Here is a 23,278-nt window from a genome sequence, read left to right on the forward strand (position 1 = left end):
ATGCATCCGCGCGCCGCCGAGCTCATCACGAGGTTGCAGCTCGAGCCGCATCCCGAGGGCGGCTACTATCGCGAGATTTTCCGTTCTGGCGGCCTGGTGACACCCGCCGATGGCCGCGGCCCGCGCGCGGCCCTCACGACTATCTACTTTCTGCTGCCGGCGGGCACCGTGAGCCGCTGGCATCGCGTCAGCTCGGACGAGGTGTGGCACCTGTACGAAGGCGGGCCGCTCGAGGTGCTGACGGTCGACCCGGCGTACACGCGGCTGTCGCGCCACAAGCTCGACGCGCAGGCGCCGGTGTGTACGGTGGCCGCCACGTACTGGCAGGCCGCGCGCACGCTCGGCGATTACGCGCTGGCTGGCTGCACCGTGGCTCCGGGTTTCGATTTCGCGGATTTCACGATACTGGCGGATGATGCGGCCACCGCCGCACGGCTGCTGCCGCTTGACGCGGATCTCGCGTCGATGCTGTGAGCGTCAGTTCTTTATCGACACCGAGGCTGGCAATACGCCGGTAACCGTCGGATCGATCTGCCCGCCGATGAAACCCACGTGCCGCGCGATGTTGCGCGCGTGGTCGCCGATGCGTTCCAGCGAACGCATGATGAACGCCGCCTCGATCGCCGCCTGCGTCTGGCGAACGTCTTCCATTGCACGCGTGAGAATGCGGCGCAACGCGGCCGCATACTCGGAGTCCATTTCCTGATCCTGCTGGATGACGGCGGCAGCCGCGAGCGGATCGAGCCGGTCGAAAGCTTCGAGAGCAGCGCGGATCATAAGCACCGCGAGGCGGCCCAGCTGGCGGGCTTCGCGCGCGGTGGCTGCGCCCGGACGAAATCCATTCGACTCGGAATCCGCGAGCACGGCCAGCGCGAGTTTCTTGGCCTCGTCGGCCGCGCGCTCGAGCTCGGTGACGACCTTGTCGATCGCGAACACCGCGCGCAGATCCTGGGCGACCGGCTGGCGCTTCGCGATCACCTGCAGCGCCGCCTCTTCGATCTCCACGTCGTAGAGATTGATCTTGCGTTCGCGCTCCAGCACCAGCGCCGCCTGCGAACGGTCCCAGCCGGAATACGCCGACACCGCGAGCTGCACCTGATCGATGACCAGCGCGCCCATTGCCACCGCCTGCACGTGCAGCGACGACAGGTCGCCGTCGAAAGCGCGCGCAGTGTGGCCTTCGAGATTGAATGCCATGTTTCGCCAGCTCAGCCGAAGCGACCCGTGATGTAGTCTTCGGTAAGTTTGTGGCGCGGATTCGTGAAGATGCGATCGGTCTCGCCCACTTCGATGAGGTCGCCCAGGTGGAAATACGCGGTGCGCTGCGACACGCGCGCGGCCTGTTGCATCGAGTGTGTCACGATGGCGATGGCGTAACTCTGGCGCAGCTCTTCCATCAGGTCTTCGATACGCGCAGTGGCGATCGGATCGAGCGCCGAGCACGGCTCATCCATCAGGATCACTTCGGGATTGACGGCAATGGTGCGCGCGATACACAGCCGCTGCTGCTGGCCACCGGACAGTGATGTGCCGGGCTGTTGCAGCCGGTCCTTCACCTCTTCCCACAAGCCCGCGCGCTGCAGCGAGTTGTGCACGATCTCATCCAGTTCGACGCGATCGCCGGCGAGACCGTGGATGCGCGGGCCGTACGCCACATTTTCGTAGATCGATTTCGGGAACGGATTCGGCTTCTGGAACACCATGCCGACGCGGGCACGCAGCTGCACCACGTCCTGTTTCTTGTCGTGGATATCCCTGCCGTCGAGCAGGATCGATCCTTCGACGCGCGCACCCGCAATGGTGTCGTTCATCCGGTTGAGGCAGCGCAGGAAGGTGGATTTGCCGCAGCCCGAGGGCCCGATCATGGCCAGCACCTGGTTCTTGCCGATGTCGATGCCGACCTTCTTGATGGCATGTTTCTCGCCGTAGAAGACGTCGACATTGCGGCAACTGAAGATCGGATCCTCGACGGCAATATTGCCGACCGTCTTGCCGATTTCGGTCGGCTGTTGCAACGCCGACGGTTCGGAAGTCCGACCGCTCGGCTTCAGGTTGATGCCTGCTCGTTCCACTTGTGCAGCTTCCATATTCTTACCACCGTCGTTCGAATCGTTTACGCAGGATTACCGCAGTCGTATTCATGACCACCAGGAACGCCAGCAACACGATGATGGCGCCCGAAGTCTTCTCGACGAAGCCGCGTTCCGGGCTGTCGGACCAGAGATAGACCTGGACCGGCAACGCCGTCGCGGCGTCGGTGATGCCCTTCGGGACATCCACGATGAAGGCAACCATGCCGATCATGAGCAGCGGCGCGGATTCACCCAGCGCGCGCGCCATCCCGATGATGGTGCCGGTCAACATGCCGGGCATGGCGAGCGGCAACACGTGATGAGTCACGGTCTGGATCTTCGACGCACCCATGCCGAGCGCCGCTTCGCGGATGGACGGCGGCACTGCTTTCAAGGCCGCGCGAGACGCGATGATGATCGTCGGCAGCGTCAGCAAAGTGAGCACCAGCGCGCCGACCAGTGGTGAGGAGCGCGGCAGGCCGAAGAATCCGATGAACACCGCGAGGCCCAGCAGGCCGAACACGATCGACGGCACCGCCGCCAGGTTGTTGATGTTGACCTCGATGATGTCGGTCCAGCGATTGCGCCGCGCGAATTCTTCCAGGTAGATAGCAGTGGCGACGCCGATCGGGAACGACAGCAGCAGCGTCAGCACCAGCGTGAAGAACGAACCGGCCACCGCGCCCCAGATACCGGCCTTCTCCGGTTCGCGCGAGTCTCCGCCGGTCACGAAAGTCTTGTTGAACTTGAGCGCCAGCGCATTCTCGCTGCGCAGCTTGTCGGTCCAGGCGAGCTGCGCGTCGTTGAGGGGACGTTCGGCTTCGGGCAGTGTGCGTTCGATCTTGCCCTTCTGCAGCAGATCCACCGCATCGCTCGCGAGCAGCCAGACCTCCTGGGTGGTGCCGATCAGCGCGGGGTCTTCGACGACGCCGTGCTGCAGGTCGAATGACGCACTCGAGCTCACCAGCCGCATGAGATCGCGAACACCGGCGCGGCCTTCCACTTCCGGGAACTTCGCCTTGAGCGCCGCGCGGATCAACGCCTGGTAATCCGCGGCGTTCAGGTCGTCGGGCTTGCGTGTGCCGGCCGGATCGACGATCTGCGGATCGTAGTAGATAGCGAGCTTGAGTTCGGTCTGGCGAAACGCGCCCAGCCCGTTCGAAAAGATGACGAAGAACAGGTACACCAGGAACGCCATGCCCGCGACCACGGCCAGGAAACCGTAGGTGCGAAAACGCCGTTCCGCCCAGTAACGCCGGCGCAGGCTGCGCTCGACGATCGCCTGGGTTTCCTGCGGCGTGTGGCGCGGCTTATTCGTATTGCTCACGATATTTCCTGACGATGTGCAGCGCGATGACGTTCAGCAGCAGGGTGACGAGGAACAACACCAGTCCCAGGGCGAAGGCCGCCAGGGTCTTGGGGCTGTCGAATTCCTGGTCGCCGACCAGCAGCGTGACGATCTGCACGGTCACGGTGGTCACGGCTTCGAATGGGTTGGCGGTCAGGTTGGCGGACAAACCCGCTGCCATCACGACGATCATGGTCTCGCCGATGGCGCGTGAGACGGCCAGCAACACACCGCCGACGATGCCGGGCAACGCGGCGCGGATGACCACCTGCTTGATGGTCTCGGAGCGCGTGGCGCCCAGCGCATAGGCGCCGTCGCGCAGCGACTGCGGCACCGCGCTGATCATGTCGTCCGCGAGCGAAGACACGAACGGGATGATCATGATGCCCATCACGAAACCGGCCGCGAGCGCGCTTTCGGAGGCGACGTCGAGCCCGATGCTCGCGCCCCAGCCACGCAGCGCCGGCCCGATGGTCAGGGCAGCGAAGAAGCCGTAGACGACGGTCGGCACGCCGGCCAGCACTTCCAGCAGCGGTTTCGCCCAGGTGCGGAAACGCGGATGCGCGTACTCGGCCAGGTAGATAGCCGAGAACAATCCGATGGGAACGGCGATGAACATGGCGATGAAGGAAATCAGTGCGGTACCGGCGAACAGCGGCACGGCGCCGAACGATCCGGAAGAACCGACCTGGTCGGCGCGGATCGCCATCTGCGGGCTCCAGGCCGTGCCGAACAGGAAATCGATCGGTGAAATGATCGCGAAAAAACGGAACGCTTCGAACGCCACGGACGCCACGATTCCGATGGTCGTGAACACTGCGATCGTCGAACAGGCGATCAGCAGCCACTCGATGACCACTTCCACGCGGTTGCGGGCGCGCAGTTCCGGCGTGATCTTCGCGCGAACGGTAAGGACCGCGCCGATGGTGAGCACCAGCACCAGCACCGTGAGGGCCATGCGGCTGATGCCGCGCAGGTGAAGATATTCGGCGGACGCACTACGCGCCGCTTCGCTGACGCTCGAGGCTGGAACGTTGCCTGCGACCAGATTGCGGACATCGTTGAGGACCAGCGACAACTCGTTCTTTGGTAGATCGCGGACACCCGCGGGCAGGTGTTCCGTGATGAGCCGCAGGATGATCGCGTCCTGAAATGCCAACCACACACCAATGACCAGCAGTGCCGGCAGCGCGCACCACATCGCGGTCATCAATCCGTAGTGCGACGGCAGCGAATGCAGATTGCGCACACCGCGACTGCCGCCGACCAGAGCAAGCGATCGCGATTTGCCGATCCAGAATGCGCCTACCGAGAGCAGCGCGAGAGCCAGTAGTAGTGCCGCCGGATTCATGTGTTTTGTTCGGTTCTCGGGGGGCTTGGCCGCGTTTCTTCGCGCGCGGCCACCCTGTTTAACGCCGCTTTGTTACAACTTCGTGAAAAAGGGCCGGACCGCCTGCTCCGGGGTCCGGCCCATCACTTAGAACCTGAAGTTCAAATCAAGCTGTAAGCGCTTGTAATCACGGTCAGTAATGTTCGAGATCACCCGGGTGTCGAGCGGCGCCGGGGTGGCGGTGTTGAACACCGTCACCGACTGCGGAACGTCATTCGACAGGTCGTTCAGGAACAGCGTTGCGTTCAACGTCCAGTTGCGGGCCACGGTGTAGCCGCCGCGCAGCGCGAAGCCATTGGTGTCCGTGTTGCCGTCGCCGAAGTCGGAGTCGAGCAACTGGCCGAACAAGGCGTCCTTCTCGACCTGCTGATAGAGCAGGCCCATTTCCCAGGTGCCCTTCACGGCGGTGGCGGCGTTGAAACTGATACCCGCGGAGTACGCAGTATCCAGTTTCTCGCCCGCGACCGGATTCACTTCCGCCGCGGTGTTGCGCGCGTAGTCCGCGAAGAAGCGCAGCGGCTTGCCGCCGACGGAGGCGGTGACGTCCGCGAACACTTCCACGATGTCGTAGTCGGACAGCAGGCAGGCCGTGCCGGCCGCCAGCGTGCGGTTACAAACCGACGGGCTCGTGGTCGTCGTGTTGCCGAACGAGTTGCCGCCGAACAGCGGGTTCCAGCCCTGCACCTCGTCGAAATCCATGTACGACGCGGCCACGGTCATTTTCACGGTGTCCGAGAACGGAATCCGGTAGCCGAGCTGGCCGCCGAACATGATCGAGTCGGTGTTCGTGCCGTTGGTCACGTTGCTGAACGACAGCGCCCGCTCGGCGAGCCAGTCGTAGAACGTCGAGGCGAAGAAATTGCCGGTCGTGTAACCGATCGTGATGCCTTCCGGACTCACGTCATTGTCGTAGAACAGGCCCGGCGAACGGACCCAGCCATACGGCTGTTTGCCGGCGGTGACTTTCCACTGCGCGTTCGGCGCCCAGCTGACGTAGGCGCGGTCGAGGTCGAAATCCTTGCGCGCGTTCTGATCGGTCAGCGTCTGGTTGCCGGAGCGCGGATCCGTGCTGCCGGTCGTGATTGCGATCTGGCCGGTGATCGTGTCGTTCACGCGGAAGTTCGCATTGAGGCGCGCACGGATGCGGTCGCGTTGACGATTGCGATCGACGTACTGCACATCGAACGATTCGTTGCGGTAACGCACGTCGCCCGAGAACGACAACGCGGAGCGCTGCTGCGCGACCACGTCGGCCGTCTTGTCGGTGGTGGCCATCACATCGTCGACGGTTTTCTTCTGCTGGGTCTGCGCCTTCTCGAGCTGGTCGATCTTGGCGGACAAAGCGGCAAGCTGCGCCTTGAGAGCCTCGATGTCGGCGCTCTGCGCGAAGGCCGGAGCCGGGCTGAAAGCCGCGGCGCCGACGATGGCGCTGGCGACGGCCAGGGAGAGTAGTTTGCGTTTCATTTGGGATTCTCTGGATGCTTTGGGTGACATTTGTCTTACATGTGGCGCGAAGTTCCGCGCGGAGATCGCTCCGCGCGGGTCTTCATCAGAGCTTGAGGGGCTTCAACGCCTTCGCGTCTTCACGAATTTTTCCGATCTCGTTCTTGAGCGGCGGGATCAGGCCTTTCTCGGCGAGATACCCTTCATCGCCCAACGCCTTCTCACTCGTGTACTCGGCGATGAATTCCGCGATGCCCGGGATCACGCCGACGTGCTGCTTCTTGATGTAGATGAACAGCGGACGGGAGGCCGGGTATTTGCCCGAGGAGACCGTGTCGTAGGTGGGCGAAACGCCATCGACCACGGCACCTTTCAGCTTGTCGAGGTTTTCCTCGAGGAAGCTGTAGCCGAACACACCGACAGCGTCCTTGTTCGCGCCTAACTTCTGCACGATCAGGTTGTCGTTTTCACCGGCCTCGATATATGCGCCGTCTTCACGGATGCTGTCGCACTTGCGCTTGAAGCTCGGCTCGTCCTGCGTGCGCAGGTCGTTGAGCCAGGCGAAGTTGCGGCAGCCGGCTTCCATGTACAGCTCGGCGAACGAATCGCGCGTACCGGAGGTCGGCGGCGGGCCGAGCACTTCGATCTTCACGGCCGGCAACGACTTGTTGACGTCCTTCCACGTCTGGTACGGATTCGGCACCAGCGACAGCGGGTTGGCCGGATCCGGCACGGTCTTCGCGAGCGCCAGATACACATCCTTGCGCGTCAGGTTGAGCGACGTGCCGGCCTTGCTCTGCGCGAGCACGATGCCGTCGTAGCCGACCTTGATTTCGACGACGTCCTTCACGCCGTTCTGCGCGCAGCTCTGCAGCTCGGCGGGACGGATGCGGCGCGAGGCGTTCACGGCATCGGGATACTGCGGGCCGACGCCATTGCAGAACAGCTTGATGCCGCCGCCGGTGCCGGTGCTCTCGACCTTGGGCGTCTTGAACTTGCCCTGGCGCCCGAACTGTTCGGCGACCGTGGTGGTAAATGGATAAACCGTCGATGAGCCGACGATGTTGATGGAATCGCGCGCCGACTGGGCTTCGGCTTGTGTGCCCAGGCCCAGGATGACGGTGGTAGCAAGCGATAAGAAGACGATTTTGCGAGTCACGTGTATTTGCCTCCGGTTGTGACGGGCGGCAATTTATGACTGCAAGGTTGCGGGAAGATGACAGCGGCCACGCTTCACGCAGCCGCGTCCCCGTTTGCAGGGAAACGAGGAATATCTCCAATTCATCCCGCTGTCATAAAACTCCTTGATGCGTCGGGCGCTGTTCCGTATAACGCGCAGCGATGTCAGCCACCGTCGATCTCACGCTCGATCTGCTCGCGCGCAGCTCCGTAACCCCCTCCGACCAGGGATGCCAGGACGTGATGACCCGCCGCCTCGCCAGCGCCGGATTCGAGATCGAAAACCTGCGCTACGGCAACGTCGACAACTTCTGGGCGACGCGCGGCAAGGGTAGCCCCGTGTTGTGTTTCGCCGGTCACACCGATGTCGTGCCGACCGGGCCGCTCGAAGAGTGGAAAAGCGATCCTTTCAAGCCCGCGGTGCGCGACGGCATGCTGTTCGGGCGCGGCGCGGCCGACATGAAAAGCGCGCTCGCGGCGATGGTCACGGCCACCGAAGATTTCGTGAAGGCGCATCCGAAGCATAAGGGCACGATCGCCTACCTGATCACCAGCGACGAAGAAGGTCCCTCGGTCGACGGAACCAAGAAGGTGGTCGAAACGCTGCGTGAACGCGGCCAGAAGATCGATTGGTGCATCGTGGGTGAGCCATCGAGCGAACACCAGCTGGGCGACACCATCAAGATTGGCCGGCGTGGTTCGCTCTCGGGCCGCCTCACCGTACATGGTGTGCAAGGCCACATCGCCTATCCACAGCTCGCCGAGAACCCCGTTCACACCTTTGCGCCGGCGCTGGCCGAGCTCACGGCGCGCACCTGGGACCAGGGCAACGAACACTTCCAGCCCACCAGCTTCCAGATCTCGAATTTCAACGCCGGCACCGGCGCGCCGAACGTCATCCCGGGCGAGCTCAAGGCGCGCTTCAATCTGCGTTATTCACCGGTGCAGACCATCGATGGTCTCAAGACCGTCGTGGAAGACATACTCAAGAAACACGGCGTGCGCTTCACGCTCGAGTGGTACATCTCGGGCGAGCCGTTTTATACGCCGCCGGGCGCACTGTCGGCCGGCGTAACCCGCGCCATCCAGGCCGAGACCGGTCTGAGCCCGAAATTCTCGACCGGCGGTGGTACCTCCGACGGCCGCTTCATCGCGCCGCTTGGCGCGCAGGTGGTCGAGCTCGGCGTCATCAATGCGACGATCCACAAGGTCAACGAGAGCGTCAATGTGGCCGACATCGACCGCCTGCATCGCATCTATCTGAACGCATTGAAAGAAATGCTTGCCTGAAGCGGCCGGATCGGGGTCTGTGACCCTTTTGTGACAGCGCCGTCCTGACCCACTAAACTCCGCGTCGCAAAAGGGGTCGGCGGAAAACATCAATGAACTTCATCTCGCGTCTCATGCCTCGCGAGGGGCGTTTCTTCAGTCTGTTCGATGGCCATGCCAAGTTCATCGTGGAAGGCGCCGTGGCGCTCGCCGATGTGCTGCGGCACTACGATGACCAGGCCGACCGCGCCACGCGGATCAAGCAGATCGAAGACGCCGAACATGGCGCCGACCGCATCACGCACGAAACCGTGCAGCTGCTGCACACCACGTTCATCACGCCGTTCGACCGCGAAGAAATCCATCGCCTGATCTCGCGCATGGACGACGTGCTCGACCTCATCCAGGACACCGCCGAATCGCTGGTGTTGTACGACATCCAGAAAGTCACGCCCGAAGCCACGCAGCTGGCCGAACTGGTGTTGCGTTGCGCGGAACGCGTTCAGTCGGCGGTGGGGCTCATGGCTTCCATGGCGGACGCCCCCGCGATCCTCAAGCTCTGCCAGGAGATCGACAAGCTCGAGTCCGAGGCCGACAAGGTCATGCGCGGCGCCATCTCCCAGCTGTTTCGCAATGAGACCGACGTCCGCCAGCTCATCAAGCTCAAGGCGGTTTACGAACTGCTCGAATCGGCCACGGACAAGTGCCAGGACGTGGCCAACGTGATCGAAAGCGTCGTTCTCGAAAACGCCTGATCAGGCGCTTCGGCTTCATTCATGGACCTGAGCACGGTTTCCCTCTCGCTGATCCTGCTGATTGCGCTGGCGTTGGCGTTCGACTTCATGAACGGCTTTCACGACGCGGCGAATTCCATCGCGACCGTCGTGTCCACCGGCGTGCTCAAGCCCTGGCAGGCGGTCCTCTGGGCCGCATTCTTCAATGTGATCGCCGTGTTTTTCTTTCACCTGGGCGTGGCCGCCACGGTCGGCAAGGGAATCGTCGACCCGGCTTTCGTCGACAACCAGCTGATTTTCGGCGCACTGGTCGGCGCAATCGTCTGGAATTTCATCACCTGGTACTACGGCATTCCATCCAGTTCCTCGCACGCGCTCATCGGCGGAATGATCGGCGCCGCGCTGGCCAAGGCCGGCACCGAGCCGCTGCTCGCCTACGGCATCATCAAGACCGCCTCCTTCATCTTCATTTCGCCGATGCTGGGCATGATCTTCGGCGCCGGCATCATGCTGCTGGTGTCGTGGCTGTTCTTCCGCCAGACGCCGCGGCGCGTGGACAAATGGTTCCGGCGTCTGCAGCTGGTCTCGTCGGCGGCCTACAGCATGGGTCACGGCGCCAACGACGCGCAGAAGACCATGGGAATCATCTGGCTGCTGCTCATCGCCAACGGGCTCACCACCAAGGACCACCTGCCGACCTGGGTGGTGATCAGCTGCTTCTTCGCCATCGGCGTGGGCACCATGTTCGGCGGCTGGCGCATCGTGAAAACCATGGGTCAACGCATCACGAAACTGAAACCGGTCGGCGGATTTGCCGCCGAATGCGCGGGCTCGATCGCGCTGTTCATGGCCACTTACTTCAGCATCCCCGTATCGACCACTCACACCATCACGGGCGCCATCATCGGCGTGGGCACGACCCGTGGCACATCCGCCGTGCGGTGGGGCGTGGCGGGCAACATCGTGATCGCCTGGATCGTGACGATTCCCGCTTCGGCCGGCATCGCGGCCGTGGCATGGTGGTTAGGCAGCTTGCTGTTCTGAGCCGCGCGTTCAGTCGCGCTTGGGGATCTTGAGCCCCGCCGCCACCGCCGGCCGCGCCACGAAGGCCTGCACCACGCGCTGCACATGCGGGAAATCCGCGTAGCCGACGATGTCGGCGGCGCCGTAAAACCCCACGAGGTTGTTCACCCACGGAAAGATCGCGATGTCCGCGATCGTGTAGGTGTCACCCATCATCCAGGCGCGATTCGCGAGGTGATTGTTCAGCACCGCGAGCAGTCGCTTCGACTCGGCGGCGTAACGATCGCGCGGCCGCTTGTCTTCGTAGTCCTTGCCGGCGAATTTGTGGAAGAAACCCAGCTGGCCGAACATCGGACCGATGCCGCCCATCTGGAACATCAGCCATTGAATGGTTTGATAACGCCCCGCGGCATCGCGCGGCAGGAATTTTCCGGATTTCTCGGCGAGATATATGAGGATTGCGCCGGATTCGAACAACGGCAGCGGAGTCCCGTCCGGCCCGTTCGGGTCGATCAACGCCGGGATCTTGTTGTTCGGGTTGAGTGACAGGAACTCGGGCGAGGTCTGGTCGTTGTTTTCGAAACGCACCAGGTGCGGCTCATACGGCAGGCTGGTCTCCTCCAGCATGATCGATGCCTTCACACCATTGGGAGTCGGCAACGAGTACAGCTGGATGCGATCCGGGAACTGCGCCGGCCATTTCTTCGTGATCGGGAAACCGGACAGGTCGGCCATGTCAGCGCCGGCGCTGCGGGTAGACCGCGTTGTTCACGATTCCGATGAGCCCGAGCGACACGGCCATGATCAGCACCCACCCCGGCATCGAGACGCCTAACCACTGCCAGTCGACGTGGCCACACTCCCCGCCCCCGGTCATGACCTTGCGGATCACCTCGAGCAGCGGAAACATCTGCAGAAGATTGTCGAGCGGGGCGCCGCAGGAAGGCACCGTGCCCGCAGGCTGGTGCTGGATCCAGACGTGCCGCGCGGCGACCCAGCTCGCGGCGCCGGCCGCGAGGAAGATCAGGAAGCCGTAGATCGCACTGCCCACCACCCGGGCGCGATGCAACGCGGCGACCAGGAAGATGAGCCCCAGAGCGCCGATGCAGACTCGCTGGAACATGCACAGCGGGCACGGGAGAAGTCCCTGGAATTTTTCGGTATAGATGGCGTAGGCCACCATGCCGAAGCAGACGAACGCGCCCGCGAGATTGATTTTCTGACGTCGGTCGAACATGGCGCGCGACTATATCGCGAAACCGAACGTCCCGCCGCCGCGTCCGGCGCGGCGGTACCAGGTGTCAGGCGCCCGAGGCGCGGTCGCGCAGATCGCGCTCGACGTCTTCCAGCTTGGTGTGGCGCACATCCTTGCCGTGCACCATGTAGATGACGTATTCGCAGATGTTCTTCGCATGATCGCCGATGCGCTCGAGCGCCCGCACGATCCACATGACGTCGAGCGCGCGGCGAATGCTGCGCGGGTCTTCCATCATGAACGTGATGCATTGGCGCTGGATGGATTCGTATTCCTCGTCGACCACGCGATCCTGGCGCGCGACGCGCAACGCGGCCTCGGAATCCATGCGCGCGAACGCGTCGAGCGCCTGATGCACCATCTCTGAAACGATGCGGCCGAGATGTTTGATCTCGCGGTACTTGTCGGCCGGGCGCTCCATCGTGGCGAGCCGCGAGGCGATGTAACCGATCTTTTCACCCTCGTCGCCGATGCGTTCGAGGTCGGTGATGGTCTTGATGATGGCGACGATGACGCGCAGATCGCCGGCGGCCGGTGCGCGGGTCGCGAGGATGCGTGAGCATTCCTCGTCGATCGACACCTCCATGCCATTCACCTTGAAATCGTCGCGCGCCACCGAAACACCGAGATTGCTGTCGCCTTCGATCAAGGCCGTCACGGCGTTGGCCAATTGCTGCTCGACCATGCCACCCATGGTCAGCACCTTGGTGCGCACGCGCTCCAGGTCTTCGTTGAAGCGACGCGAAATGTGGTGGGAAAGATCGGCGGTTTCCATGGGAACCTCAATACTCGCGGCGCGGACCAAGCCCGCGGAGTTTGTTAGGGGCACGTGACGGCATCATGACAATGCTCAGGCGCTGGCGGCAACCAGCCGTTCGAGCACACGTTCGTGTGGAAAGTGGCAGGTGAAGGTGCTGCCGCGCCCTTCGATGCTCTCGATCTCGAGACGGGCGCCATGCCGGTACAACGCGTGTTTGACGATGGCGAGACCCAAACCCGAGCCGCCAGTGTCCCGCGACCGGCCTGGATCGACGCGGTAGAAACGCTCGGTCAGCCGCGGCAGGTGTTCCGCGGAGATCCCCGGACCGGTGTCGCGCACGGAAAAATGCCCACCCGCGTCGTCGGTCCACCAGCGGATATGGACGCTGCCGTCGGCGGGCGTGTATTTGGCCGCGTTGTCGACGAGATTGGAGAATGCCGACTGGACCATCGCCTCGTCGCCGATGAGGCATGCCGCCGACTCGATACTGACATCGACCTGGCGCGGATGAATCGGCCGCGCCAGCACATCTTTGCGCAACAGGGCCGACATGCCCGCGACGTCGATGGGCAACCCCTTGATGGGCGCATCGTTGGCCTCGAAGCGCGACAATTCGAGCAGATCCTCGATGATGCGTGTCATGCGATCGGTCTGGCGGCGCATCTCCGCGATCGGCGCGAGCATGTCGCCGAGGCTTGGGTCGGCGCCGAATGTTTCGAGATAGCCGGCGACCACGGTGAGCGGCGAACGCAGTTCATGCGAAGCATTGGCGACGAAGTCCTTGCGCATCTGCTCGAGGCGCACGTCGCGCGTCACGTCACGCAGCATGAGCAGGCGACGGTCTTCTCCGTAGGAAATGACCTGGAACGCCACGAAACGCTCGACCGGTGTGTCGATGCGCACGACCACCGGCAAGGAGTAATTGCCGCCCGCCAGGTATTGGACGAAATCCGGATGGCGCACCAGGTTGTCGATGCGCAGTCCGAGATCCGCGCGCCGCGACAGGTCGAGCATTTCGCCGGCCTTGCGGTTGAACCAGACGATTTCACCGGCGGGATCGAGCATCACCACGCCGTCGGGCATCGCGGCGGTCGAGCGGCGCAGTTCGCGGAACAGGCGCGTCAGCCGCTCCTTGTGGAAACGCTTGCGCCGGTGCAGCCGCACCACCTGCGCGACCACGTCACCCCACAGCCCCAGCGCGTCGGGCGGATCCGCAACACTGCGATTTCGCAGCCAGAACGACAGTTCGCGCAGCTGCCACAGGTTCCAGCCGAGATACAGCAGCAATGCGCCGCAGACCCCGAGCCAGATGTTGCCGGCGAACCATCCGACCGTGACCCCGATGACCAACGTCGCGAGCAAACGCAGCGAGACGTAGACGAAGGCCGTGGTGCCCGAGGTCATGTAGCTAGAGGGGGCGCGCCGAGAACCTGTAACCCGAACCGCGGACGGTCTGGATCAGGCGATCGAAGCCATACTCTTCGAGCGCTTTGCGCAGGCGCCGGATGTGGACGTCGATGGTGCGTTCCTCGACGTAGACGTTGCCGCCCCAGACGCGGTCGAGCAGCTGCTCGCGCGTATATACGCGTTCCGGGTGCGTCATGAAGAAAGCCAACATGCGGTATTCGGTAGGGCCGAGCGCGACCGTGCGTTCACCGGAACTCACGCGCTGGCTGCTCTGGTCGAGCACCAGGCCCTCGATGTCGATGCGCTCGGCGCCCTCGATCGGCGAGGCGCGGCGCAGCACGGCATTGATGCGGGCCAGCAATTCGCGCGGCGAAAATGGCTTGGTGATGTAGTCGTCGGCGCCGCCTTCGAGCCCCGCGACCTTGTCGCCCTCTTCCGCGCGCGCCGTCAGCATGATGATGGGCAGCTCACGCGTCTCGCGGTCGCGCTTCAAGGCGCGCGTGAATTCGAGGCCGCTGGTGTCGGGCAACATCCAGTCGACCAGCAACAGGTCGGGCAGTTTGTTGGCGACTTCGGCACGGCCCGAGCGCGCGTCCGCCGCCTCGCGTACTTCGAAGCCGGCACGACGCAGTCCGAACGCGATCATCTCGCGTATCGGGCGTTCATCTTCGACGACCAGAATCTGTTTGGCAGACATGTTTGCTGACACGACATCCCAGGTGACGGTTTTGTGGCGTGCGCATTACAACGGCAGTCTATTGCAGTTTGATTAAGCCGAGGGTTCCGCGACGCGATCCCTGACATAAACCGGCAATGCAGCCTCCGGCGGCAACAATTTGCCCGCCGCCACGACCGGACGCGCCAGCGCGAGGACCTCGCTCGCGCGCGGCAGCAGGTCGGCATGCACGGTGGCCCCCGCCTCGCGGCAGCGCTCGGCCAGCGCGGGCCAGGCCGCAAGACCGCGTCCCGCGGCGACCCAGGCGAGCCCGGCAACTGCCAGCTCGGGCAGCAGCACGTCGGCCGCCGGGCCGACCCTTTCCGCATCGGAAATCAATGTCCCGGCATCGGCGCTAAAACGCGCCCAATACACCTCGCGCATGCGCGCATCGTTGACCACGAGGATCCGGGTGGCGTCGGGACTCATTTGTATGACGCGCTGGGCGACCGCCGCCAGATCGGATACGGGCACGACCCCGACGCCCGCGCCGAATCCGAGCCCTTGAGCGACGCTGGCCGCCAGCCTGACTCCGGTGAACCCGCCCGGCCCGCGCCCGAATGCGATGGCATCGAGTGACCTGAGGCCAATGCCGCCTTCGGCCAGCACCGCGTCGATCATCGGCAGCAATTGCTCGGCGTGACCGCGCTCGAGCTCGACGTAACGATCGATGCTGCGATCGCCGATGCCGAGCGACACCGAACACGCTTCGGTCGCGGTGTCGAGCGCCAGGATCTTCACGCGAACTCGTCGCTGAACGGCTCGATGACCGGTTCGCGCACCATGGCCAGCTGGTCGGCCGGGGTTCCGGCAATGCGGCGCAGGAATTTTTCGGCGTCGCCCGCCAGCCGCGTGACCGGCATGGGCGGCAGACTGGCGCGGAACACCCGGCCATAGGGTTTGTCGACCAGGCGCGGGTCGCAGATGACCACGACGCCGCGGTCGGTTTCGCTGCGGATCAGCCGCCCCACGCCCTGCTTGAGCGTGAGCGCGGCTTCGGGCAGCTGGAAATCGCGGAACGCGTTGCCGCCGGTCGATTTGAGGTGCTCGATGCGCGCCTTGGTCAGCGCATCGTCGGGCGATGAGAACGGCAGCTTCTCGATGATGACCAGCCGCAAGGCGTCACCCTTCACGTCCACGCCTTCCCAGAAACTGGCCGTACCCAGCAACACCGCGTTGCCCGACTCGCGAAAGCGGCGCAGCAGCTGTTCGCGCGGCGCCTCGCCCTGCACCAGCAGCGGGAAGTCGCCGAGTTCGGTCCAGCGGTCGCGCAGCAGCTGCGCCGCGCGTTGCAAGGCGCGGTGACTGGTGAACAACACGAACGCACCGCCGGCGGAAGCCTCGATCAGCGGCACCGCCACGTCGATCACCGCGTTGGTGTGAACGGGCGCCGACGGATCCGGCAGCTGCGCGGGTAGATAGAGCAGCGCCTGCGATTCGAAATCGAATGGACTGGCGATGGCGAGCGTCTCGGCCGCATCGAGCCCGAGCCGCGAAGTGAAATGCGCGAAGTCCTCGCCCACCGACAAAGTCGCGGACGTGAACACCCAGGCGGCGCGGGTATCGCCCGTCATCTTCGAGAACCGACCGGCGACATCGAACGGCAACAGGCTCAGCGTGAAACCGCGCTGCGTGAGTTCGACGCTGCGCGCACCTTCGTTCTCGTCGGCCTGGGTGATCTCCTCGAGCCGCGCGGCGAGCTCGGTGGCGCGGGAGGAACATTGCGCGATCCCGGGTTCGCGACTCTGTTCGTTCAATTCGCCGTTGAGCTCACGCAGCGAGCGGGAAAGATCCTGCGCGGCGTCGGCCAGCGGCGTATCCGCCGCGAGCCAGTCCGGACGCTGCGTGCCGCGGAAAATTTCCGCCAGCGCGGCGAGCGCTTTTTCGACCGCACCGAGTTCCGTGGCCGCCGCGCTCGCGGGCGCCCGCACCTGCGCGAGCTCCTGGCGCGCATCGCGCACCAGCAGTTCCACCTGCCGGCTGCCGAAACGCGTGCCGAAGAACTGCGTGGCGAGATCCGGGATCTGGTGCGCCTCGTCGAGGATCACGGCGTCCGCCGCGCCTAACAAGTCGCCAAAGCCGTCTTCTTTGAGCGCAAGATCGGCGAGCAGCAGGTGGTGATTGACGACGACGATGTCGGATTCGATCGCCTTGCGGCGCGCGTCCATGACGTGACAACGGCCGACATCGGGACAACGGGCACCGAGACAGTTCTCGCGCGTCGAAGTGATCTGCGGCCAGAGCGGATGCGCGTCACCCAGGTCGGGCACCTCGGCGAGATCGCCGCTGCGCGTGGCCAGCGCCCAGCGCTCCACGCGCGCCAGCGTGCGGTCGCGCGTGCCGGCGAGGCTGCGCTGCGCGCCGTTCTGTTTGAGCCGGTACGTGCACAGGTAGTTGGAGCGACCCTTGAGCAGCGCAACACTGGCCGGCACGCCGATGGCGCCGGCCACCAGCGGCAGGTCCTTGTTGAAGAGCTGATCCTGCAGCGTGCGCGTGCCGGTCGAGATCAGCACGCGTTTGCCCGACAGCAGCGCCGGCACGAGGTAGGCGAAGGTCTTGCCGGTGCCGGTGCCCGCCTCCACGACGAGCGGCGCCCGGTTCTCGATGGCCATGGCGACGCGTTGCGCCATCGCCAGCTGCGAACGCCGCGGCACGAACCCAGGCAGCGAACGCGCCAGCGGCCCGCGCGGACCGAATACGTCTTCGAGTGATTGCATCAAGGGGCCCGAAATTCGCCCGCCAGGATGGCGGGCGACGGGCAACCTAGCGCGACGGACGCAGACTGTCGAGGTTCAAATCCTTGAAAGTATCCTGATCCGCCTTGATGCGGATCTTGATGTAGGGCCCCTGCGCCGTGTGGCGGCTGGCCGAGAAATCGTCGTCGCGGAAGCCGGCGAAGTTGTAGCCCACCGAGATCCAGACATTCTTCGCGAGCGTCGCGCCCACGTCGAAGCCGGTCGAATGGTCCATCACGTCCGATTCCCAGGAATGCAGCACCGCGGCGTGCACGCCCAGGTCGAAGCGCCGCGTGAGCTGGCGGCGCAGGTCGAACCCGGCGATGTCCGAGAGGCCGGCGTACTTCTCGCCCTCGAACGTGCTCGAAACATATCGCGCGCCGTACTGCAGGCCGAGCTGCAGCGCGGGATTCAGCTGCCAGTTGGCGTGCAGGTTGTTGACGATGCGCGAGGATTCGAACGTATTGACCGCATCGGCCTGATCGCTGTACTTGAGCTCGAGGCGATCGAACACGATCCAGCGGCTCGAATCGGGGCGAAACGCCCAGGCGAAGCGGCCGACCGCCTCGGTGGAGTCGCTCAGCAGCATGTCCGAATCGAACGCCTGCAGCGACACCGACATGGCATGCCCTTCGATCGGCTCCCGGTACCAGCCGGTGGTCGAGCTCCAACGGTTTTCGCTGTCGGAATTGCGATGCTCGAGCCGGCTCGTCATCTGCCACAGCTCCTCGCGATACGACGCGCCGACGAATGCGGCGAAGAAGTCTTCGGTCAGCGAACCCGAGGCGAGCGGCGCGTTCGGGTTCAGCGGCTCGAGGTTGGCACCGCGCAGCGTGTTCGTCTGATCGACCCCCACGTCGAACGCCCAGTGATCCTTGTAGTTGAAGCCCTGCGTGAGCCCAAAGTTCGCGAAGGTGCGCGGACCGTATTCGCTCGCCTGCGTGTTGATGCTCGACTTGACCTGCGTGCGCTCCCAGGGGCGCGTGCGCACGCCGAACCGTGTCGTGTCGGCGTCGAGCTCCTCACCGCTTGCATGTTCGTATTCGGCGAACAACGTCGTCGCGTTGGAGAGTTTGTAGTCGACGCCGAGCAGGCTGCGCGCCGGATAGTCAACGCTCTCGTCCTGGCCGCCGAGCGACGCATCGCTCGAGCCACGCAACGTCACCCGGCCATCCCAGATGTCGACACTGCCCGAGAGCGTCGCCTGGTCGGACACGCGCTCAACGCCCGCGCCATCTTCATCGGCCACGTGGCGCAGGCCCGCGCCGACGCTGTACGAATTCTGGTTGAGGCGCACTTCGGTGCTGGCAAGCAGGCGCTTCGCGTCGCTCGCCAAGACCTGTTGGTGCTGCACTTCGCCGTCCACGCTGAATTTCTGGCTGAGTTTGTAACGCGCATCGACGCCGGCGCTGCGAGTGCCGGTGTCGGCGGTCAGCTGCTGGCCGACGCCGAAACCGTTCTCCGCTTCGCGGGCCCAGGCGCGCGCTTCGAGTTTCTCCGAAACATGTTTGCCTTCCACCAGCCACGCGGTCGAGGAATCAGCGCGCAGCGGATCGTCCGACTGCGACTGCGCGAGCTCGGCACGGACCTTGGTCGCATCCGAAAGACGCCAGGTCAGGTCGCTGCCCACGATCGTCGTGTCGCCCGCCTGGGCGCCTTCAAACACGGCGCTCGCGCCGAGCTCGACCTTGTCGCCCGCGAGCTTCGTCGTGACGCGCACGCCAGCCGCCGTTTCGTCGTCACCGCCGGTGCGCACTTCGTAGTCGGCGACGATGAAGACCGGGTTCATGTTTTCGTCGCGGCTCTGAACCGGCTGCTTGAAGAAGATCGTGCCACGCTCGTAGTCGAGGTCGTAGTCGATGAAACGCGACAGCTCCTGCGTGTCGACCACGTGGGTGATCTCGAAGCGATCGCGCACTTCGATGCGCAGTTTGTCCGAGCCGATCACGATCGGCGCGCGCGACAGGCGATACAGGCCCGACGTGCCGTCGCCGCGCAGCTCGTCCTGCACGAGGCCGGTATCGGTGCGCGCCGCGAAGCCCGAGACCGACACGCGCTCGCCGGCATAGTCGCTGCGGATGCCCGAGAGGCTGCGGTTGTACTGCGTGAGCTCGGTCACCGTGAAGCCGGTGTCGAAGTCACCGAGCAGGGCCACGAACTGGCGGCGTTCGATCTTGAGGTACAACTTGTTCTGCGAGGCAGCTTCGAACCGCTGCTCCGTGCCATCGCCGTAGAGTAGATAGTACTGGTCGGGCTGGATCGTGCCTTTGAGCCGATCGCGCGCCTCGTCCTTCTTGCGGGCCGAGTCGTACGCCATCGTCAGCAGGAAGTCGCCCTTGATGCGACCCTTCGCGAAGAACGCGACGCGGCCGTCCTTGTCGAGACCGTCCTTGCGATCGGCGGCGCTGGCGGTCTCCATGCTGCCGGAGATTTTATTGTAGGCGGCCGTGCCTTCGGCGATGCCGACCAGGATCCAGTCGCGCGCGGCCGGCGCCAGCCAGGCCTTCAGCTCCTCGTTCTGGCGCTCGCTGTAGCGCATGCGCAGAATGGCATTGCCGGTCACCGTGGTCGGCTCGAGTTCGATCAGCGCGCGGCCATCGGCGCCGACTTCCACCTGCGGTTCGCGCGGACCGTTGGAAAGGATCTGGTTGTCGTTCAACGAGTCGACTTCCCACATCGAGCGGTATGGCGAATCCACGCTGAACGCGGCGATCGTGCCTGCGCGGGCCGGCTTGCCGTACTTGTCGAACATGCGCAGCGCGATGACCGGCCGCGTGCGGCCGTCGGCCACCAGCGTCGAACCGGCCTTGTCGATCTCGGCGCGCACCGCGCCACCGCCGAAGTGGACCGGGCGTTCGCCATGCCACAACTCGACGCCGTCCTCGCCGAACACGCGCGCCACGAGTTTGTTCTCGCCATCGACGAGTTCGACCGCGCGCCAGCGGCTCACCGCCACGGTTTCGGCGGCGTTCACGCTCACGCCGTCGAAGGTGAGCGGATCGGCGGCGCGGCCGTTGATCGTGAGCTCGACCGCCTGCCCCGGCAGATGCTGGATCGCGACTTTCGTGACCGATATCGGCGGCGTCGCATCGGCTGCCGGCGCGAGGAAGGCGATTCCCGGTTTCAACGTGTCGACGTCGATGACCACGCCCATGCCTAACTTGTCCGTCATCGCCATCGTGCGCGACTGACGCTTTCCGGAGACGGCGGGACCGCGCAGGATGACACCCTGCGTGTCGACAGTCGCGGCCTTGCCACCGGCAGCAATGAGCTCGAGCGGCGCATTCGCCTCGAAGCGCGCGCCCTCGATGGCGATCTCGACGCGGCGATTGGCCGCGAGGCTGGCCGCGTCCTTGCCATTGTTGAGCGGCTGATCCGAACCGCGGCCTTCGACGTGCACGCGCGCGGCCGGAACGTTGAGTGACTGGGCCAGGTAGTCGGCGACCGCCTGGGCACGGGCTTCCGACAATGCGTAGTTGTCGGCGAACACCTTCTTGTTGCGGCCCGAGATCGGCTGCGAGTCGGCATGACCCACGGCGCGGATCGTGAGGTCGCGCGCCCCGCGCCAGGAATCGATCAACGCGCGCAGCGCCTGTTCGTCCGACGAAGCCAGTTCGGTCTTGAGAACGTCGAAACGCGGCGAGAAGCTGAACTGCGAGCGCCCGAAACGTGCCGCGCCGCGCGACAGCCGGGACTCGACCGGCGCGGTGCGCAGACCGGATTTGGCCGGAGAATCGAAGATCGCCAGCGCGCGCACGGTCATCACACCTCCGGCTTTCGCGTTCGAGCGCGTCTCGAATCGCACGGTGCGCAGCGAGCCGGCCGGCAGTTCGCCCAGTCGCACGGTGATCATGTTGCCATCGGCCTTCACGATCGCATCGCCGATACCCATCACCTGGTCTTTCGCGTCCGTGACCGCCGCACCATCAACCGACGCGCTGCCCGGAACGTATTCGAAGCCTTCGGGCAGCATGAACATCGCGCGCGTGTTTCCGACGGTGACTCCGTTCACGTGAACCACGGCCTGATGTGCCGCGAGGCCATCATCATCGGAATCCGCCACCAGCGCGGAGTTGAATTCGAACTGCACGTCGCCCTGCGGCGCCGCCTTCTGCCGCAGCACGAAATCGCTGCGCCACAACGTGCCCGGGTGCAGCTCGGCGAACTGCGAGTAGTCGCGCCCAGCGTGGTTCATGCGGTCCGTGCAAGGCGCGAGTTCCAGATAGTCGGGCAGCGTGAGCTGGTCGAGCTGCACGGTGTGTGTTCCCGGATCGAGGCCTTCGAAATGGAAGTGCCCGTTTTCGTCGGTCACGCCGTAGCGGCCGTCCTCGAGGTACACGCGCACGTTCGGCACGCCGTTGTCTTCACGACCGTCACGGTCGCAGGCGCCTTCGAATACCCGGCCGACGATGAATCCCTTCTGCGTGAACAATTCGTCGTTCATGCGCACCAGCACGCGCGCTTCGTTCGAGCGTACGTTGCCGGGCGCGAACGCCTGGGCGGTGTTGATCGCATCCCGGGCGCCGCGCATCGCAATGGTGAACTCGAGCACGTAGCGCAGTTCGATGGTCGCGCCGGGCTCGATGCGCGGCTGCGTGTAGGTGAAGGTGGCACCGTCGGCCGACAGCACCGGGTCCGCGATGGCCACGCCATCGAGCCGCAGCGAGCCCGGGCGATACCGCGCGCCGGACGGCAGATGATCGGCAACCTGCACGTTGACGAACGCGCCGCTCTCGCTGTTGTTCTTGAGCGAGAGCGTGTACTGCACGAAGTCGCCGGTGGTCGCGATCCGCTGGCCGGCGCTCTTGCGCAACACCAGCGACTCGCCATTCGGATCGAGCGGCAAGTCGACGGCGACAGCGGGCGCGGCGGTGGTGATGAACGGCTGGCCGAACGAGCCCGGCTGCAGGCGATACGGCGCGCCCGTCAGCGTCTGCAGGTCGGGAATCGTGCGCTGCGAAGGGAACGTATAACTACCCGGCGGGAGAACCTCGAGGCGATAACTTCCCGGCGCCACCAGCGGGAACCGGAACACGCCCGGCGGCAGACTGTACTGCGTGCCACCCTGATCGGTGACCGGCTGGCCGGTGACCATCTCGCCCGGATAGCGGCTCACGCCGTCGTCGCCGAACACCGCGGCGGCAAGACCTGTTGCGTTGTCGACCAGGCGCACGCGTGCACCGTCGATCGGTTGACCGGTCTGGGAATCGAATACGAGGCCGTAGGGATCCACCAGCGCGTCGGCCTGGGCCGCGTCGGTGCTGTCGGTCGGGTCGACATACGTCGCATCGATCTGCGCATTGCGCTCGACCTGCAACGCGCAATCGCTGGCGGCACTGTTCGCCGCGGTCGCGATGTAGCCGACGAACACGCCGGTGTTCGCGCCGGTCTCCGACAGGCGCAGGACCTCGGCGTCGCCGGTGGATTGCGCGCTCACGCGCACATCGACCGTTTCGATCGCGCCACCATCGCGATTGCGGTCGGCATCGACCACGCGCACGAAGATCGGATCGCCGGCATGCGCGATGCTGGTTTCCTGCATGGGAATGGGCTGCGACGGATCGAGGACCCCGTGGCCCTGCGGCGCCGGCGCATCCAGCGGAAAAAAGCCGTTGGCCGAACGGCATTGCGTCGGGCCCGCGGTATTGCTGCTCGAGCTGGCCGCTTCGTAGCGCGCGAGGCTGATGCTCGCGCGCGACGGCAGCGGTTGAACGGCCAGCGTGACTTCATTCGAATCGACGACGCGCGTCGCAGCCAACGCCTGCGCAGTGGACTGTGTCCCGCCCGCGCCGGGCGAAAAAGCCACGCTGCCGGTGTTTCGGATCAGCGTGCCGGGCGCCGTGACCTGCGCCACGGAAACCTGGCCCGCACTGAGACACGCGGCATATAACAGCGAAATTCGCAGCAACGATTTTGCGCGAGCCCTAAACGCGCCGAAGGCGGGGTAG

At 64.8% G+C, this 23,278-nt stretch carries 18 protein-coding genes; 4 read left to right on the forward strand and 14 right to left on the reverse strand.

Going from position 1 to position 23,278, the window contains the following annotated elements:
- Entirely contained in the window at positions 1-474 is a 474-nt protein-coding gene (locus WDO72_02165) for a cupin domain-containing protein (protein MEJ0084463.1), read from the forward strand.
- Positions 475-477: 3 nt separating this feature from the next.
- Here WDO72_02165 and phoU (WDO72_02170) read toward each other — a convergent pair whose 3' ends face one another.
- The 6 genes from phoU (WDO72_02170) to WDO72_02195 all read right to left on the reverse strand — a co-directional run bounded on the left by phoU (WDO72_02170) (position 478) and on the right by WDO72_02195 (position 7,370).
- The gene (gene phoU, locus WDO72_02170; GenBank protein MEJ0084464.1) at positions 478-1,197 is read right to left on the reverse strand and encodes a phosphate signaling complex protein PhoU; all 720 of its coding nucleotides are present in this window, start codon (positions 1,195-1,197) and stop codon (positions 478-480) included.
- A gap of 11 nt (positions 1,198-1,208) precedes the next feature.
- Positions 1,209-2,087: a phosphate ABC transporter ATP-binding protein PstB gene (gene pstB / locus WDO72_02175; GenBank protein MEJ0084465.1), complete on the reverse strand. Its 879-nt coding sequence runs from the start codon at positions 2,085-2,087 to the stop codon at positions 1,209-1,211.
- Positions 2,088-2,091: 4 nt separating this feature from the next.
- Positions 2,092-3,399, reverse strand: coding sequence for a phosphate ABC transporter permease PstA (pstA, locus tag WDO72_02180; GenBank protein MEJ0084466.1), 1,308 nt, complete (start codon positions 3,397-3,399; stop codon positions 2,092-2,094).
- Positions 3,383-4,771: a phosphate ABC transporter permease subunit PstC gene (pstC, locus tag WDO72_02185; GenBank protein ID MEJ0084467.1), complete on the reverse strand. Its 1,389-nt coding sequence runs from the start codon at positions 4,769-4,771 to the stop codon at positions 3,383-3,385. Before pstC ends, pstA begins: the two co-directional genes overlap by 17 nt.
- Positions 4,772-4,897: 126 nt before the next feature.
- The gene (locus WDO72_02190; GenBank protein MEJ0084468.1) at positions 4,898-6,274 is read right to left on the reverse strand and encodes a putative porin; all 1,377 of its coding nucleotides are present in this window, start codon (positions 6,272-6,274) and stop codon (positions 4,898-4,900) included.
- Between the two features lie 85 nt (positions 6,275-6,359).
- Entirely contained in the window at positions 6,360-7,370 is a 1,011-nt protein-coding gene (locus WDO72_02195) for a PstS family phosphate ABC transporter substrate-binding protein (protein ID MEJ0084469.1), read from the reverse strand.
- Positions 7,371-7,594: 224 nt separating this feature from the next.
- Between WDO72_02195 and dapE the strand changes: the two genes are divergently transcribed.
- The 3 genes from dapE to WDO72_02210 all read left to right on the forward strand — a co-directional run bounded on the left by dapE (position 7,595) and on the right by WDO72_02210 (position 10,479).
- A complete protein-coding gene (gene dapE / locus WDO72_02200; GenBank protein MEJ0084470.1) occupies positions 7,595-8,722 on the forward strand; it encodes a succinyl-diaminopimelate desuccinylase in 1,128 nt (375 codons plus the stop codon).
- 92 nt (positions 8,723-8,814) lie between these two features.
- Positions 8,815-9,456, forward strand: a complete 642-nt coding sequence (locus WDO72_02205; protein ID MEJ0084471.1) for a DUF47 domain-containing protein — start codon at positions 8,815-8,817, stop codon at positions 9,454-9,456.
- Between the two features lie 21 nt (positions 9,457-9,477).
- Positions 9,478-10,479 (forward strand): inorganic phosphate transporter, encoded by a 1,002-nt coding sequence (locus tag WDO72_02210; protein MEJ0084472.1) that lies wholly within the window; start codon positions 9,478-9,480, stop codon positions 10,477-10,479.
- 9 nt (positions 10,480-10,488) lie between these two features.
- Here the strand turns inward: WDO72_02210 and WDO72_02215 are convergent, their stop codons facing one another.
- From WDO72_02215 to WDO72_02250, 8 genes are all read right to left on the reverse strand, one after another.
- Positions 10,489-11,193, reverse strand: coding sequence for a glutathione binding-like protein (locus WDO72_02215; GenBank protein ID MEJ0084473.1), 705 nt, complete (start codon positions 11,191-11,193; stop codon positions 10,489-10,491).
- A gap of 1 nt (position 11,194) precedes the next feature.
- Positions 11,195-11,695, reverse strand: a complete 501-nt coding sequence (locus WDO72_02220) for a disulfide bond formation protein B (protein ID MEJ0084474.1) — start codon at positions 11,693-11,695, stop codon at positions 11,195-11,197.
- A gap of 64 nt (positions 11,696-11,759) precedes the next feature.
- The gene (phoU, locus tag WDO72_02225; protein MEJ0084475.1) at positions 11,760-12,488 is read right to left on the reverse strand and encodes a phosphate signaling complex protein PhoU; all 729 of its coding nucleotides are present in this window, start codon (positions 12,486-12,488) and stop codon (positions 11,760-11,762) included.
- 75 nt (positions 12,489-12,563) lie between these two features.
- Positions 12,564-13,877, reverse strand: a complete 1,314-nt coding sequence (gene phoR, locus WDO72_02230; GenBank protein ID MEJ0084476.1) for a phosphate regulon sensor histidine kinase PhoR — start codon at positions 13,875-13,877, stop codon at positions 12,564-12,566.
- Between the two features lie 4 nt (positions 13,878-13,881).
- A complete protein-coding gene (gene phoB / locus WDO72_02235; GenBank protein MEJ0084477.1) occupies positions 13,882-14,577 on the reverse strand; it encodes a phosphate regulon transcriptional regulator PhoB in 696 nt (231 codons plus the stop codon).
- 72 nt (positions 14,578-14,649) lie between these two features.
- Entirely contained in the window at positions 14,650-15,336 is a 687-nt protein-coding gene (gene tsaB / locus WDO72_02240) for a tRNA (adenosine(37)-N6)-threonylcarbamoyltransferase complex dimerization subunit type 1 TsaB (GenBank protein ID MEJ0084478.1), read from the reverse strand.
- Positions 15,333-17,312, reverse strand: a complete 1,980-nt coding sequence (locus tag WDO72_02245; protein ID MEJ0084479.1) for an ATP-dependent DNA helicase — start codon at positions 17,310-17,312, stop codon at positions 15,333-15,335. The genes tsaB and WDO72_02245 overlap by 4 nt, the downstream gene beginning before the upstream one ends.
- Positions 17,313-17,358: 46 nt before the next feature.
- Complete coding sequence (locus tag WDO72_02250; protein MEJ0084480.1) at positions 17,359-23,184, reverse strand: OmpA family protein; 5,826 nt, start codon at positions 23,182-23,184, stop codon at positions 17,359-17,361.
- Positions 23,185-23,278: the final 94 nt, after the last annotated feature.

This window comes from Pseudomonadota bacterium, from assembly GCA_037200975.1.
Classification (GTDB): Bacteria; Pseudomonadota; Gammaproteobacteria; order Steroidobacterales; family Steroidobacteraceae; genus CADEED01.

Bases quoted from the DNA above. Each gene is read 5' to 3' on its own strand.
- WDO72_02205 (MEJ0084471.1), top strand. From the start codon at position 8,815: ATGAACTTCATCTCGCGTCTCATGCCTCGCGAGGGGCGTTTCTTCAGT.
- phoB (MEJ0084477.1), bottom strand. From the start codon at position 14,577: ATGTCTGCCAAACAGATTCTGGTCGTCGAAGATGAACGCCCGATACGC.
- WDO72_02245 (MEJ0084479.1), bottom strand. From the start codon at position 17,312: ATGCAATCACTCGAAGACGTATTCGGTCCGCGCGGGCCGCTGGCGCGT.
- phoU (MEJ0084464.1), bottom strand. From the start codon at position 1,197: ATGGCATTCAATCTCGAAGGCCACACTGCGCGCGCTTTCGACGGCGAC.
- WDO72_02215 (MEJ0084473.1), bottom strand. From the start codon at position 11,193: ATGGCCGACCTGTCCGGTTTCCCGATCACGAAGAAATGGCCGGCGCAG.
- phoR (MEJ0084476.1), bottom strand. From the start codon at position 13,877: ATGACCTCGGGCACCACGGCCTTCGTCTACGTCTCGCTGCGTTTGCTC.
- phoU (MEJ0084475.1), bottom strand. From the start codon at position 12,488: ATGGAAACCGCCGATCTTTCCCACCACATTTCGCGTCGCTTCAACGAA.
- pstB (MEJ0084465.1), bottom strand. From the start codon at position 2,087: ATGGAAGCTGCACAAGTGGAACGAGCAGGCATCAACCTGAAGCCGAGC.
- WDO72_02220 (MEJ0084474.1), bottom strand. From the start codon at position 11,695: ATGTTCGACCGACGTCAGAAAATCAATCTCGCGGGCGCGTTCGTCTGC.
- WDO72_02165 (MEJ0084463.1), top strand. From the start codon at position 1: ATGCATCCGCGCGCCGCCGAGCTCATCACGAGGTTGCAGCTCGAGCCG.
- pstC (MEJ0084467.1), bottom strand. From the start codon at position 4,771: ATGAATCCGGCGGCACTACTACTGGCTCTCGCGCTGCTCTCGGTAGGC.
- WDO72_02210 (MEJ0084472.1), top strand. From the start codon at position 9,478: ATGGACCTGAGCACGGTTTCCCTCTCGCTGATCCTGCTGATTGCGCTG.
- WDO72_02190 (MEJ0084468.1), bottom strand. From the start codon at position 6,274: ATGAAACGCAAACTACTCTCCCTGGCCGTCGCCAGCGCCATCGTCGGC.
- dapE (MEJ0084470.1), top strand. From the start codon at position 7,595: ATGTCAGCCACCGTCGATCTCACGCTCGATCTGCTCGCGCGCAGCTCC.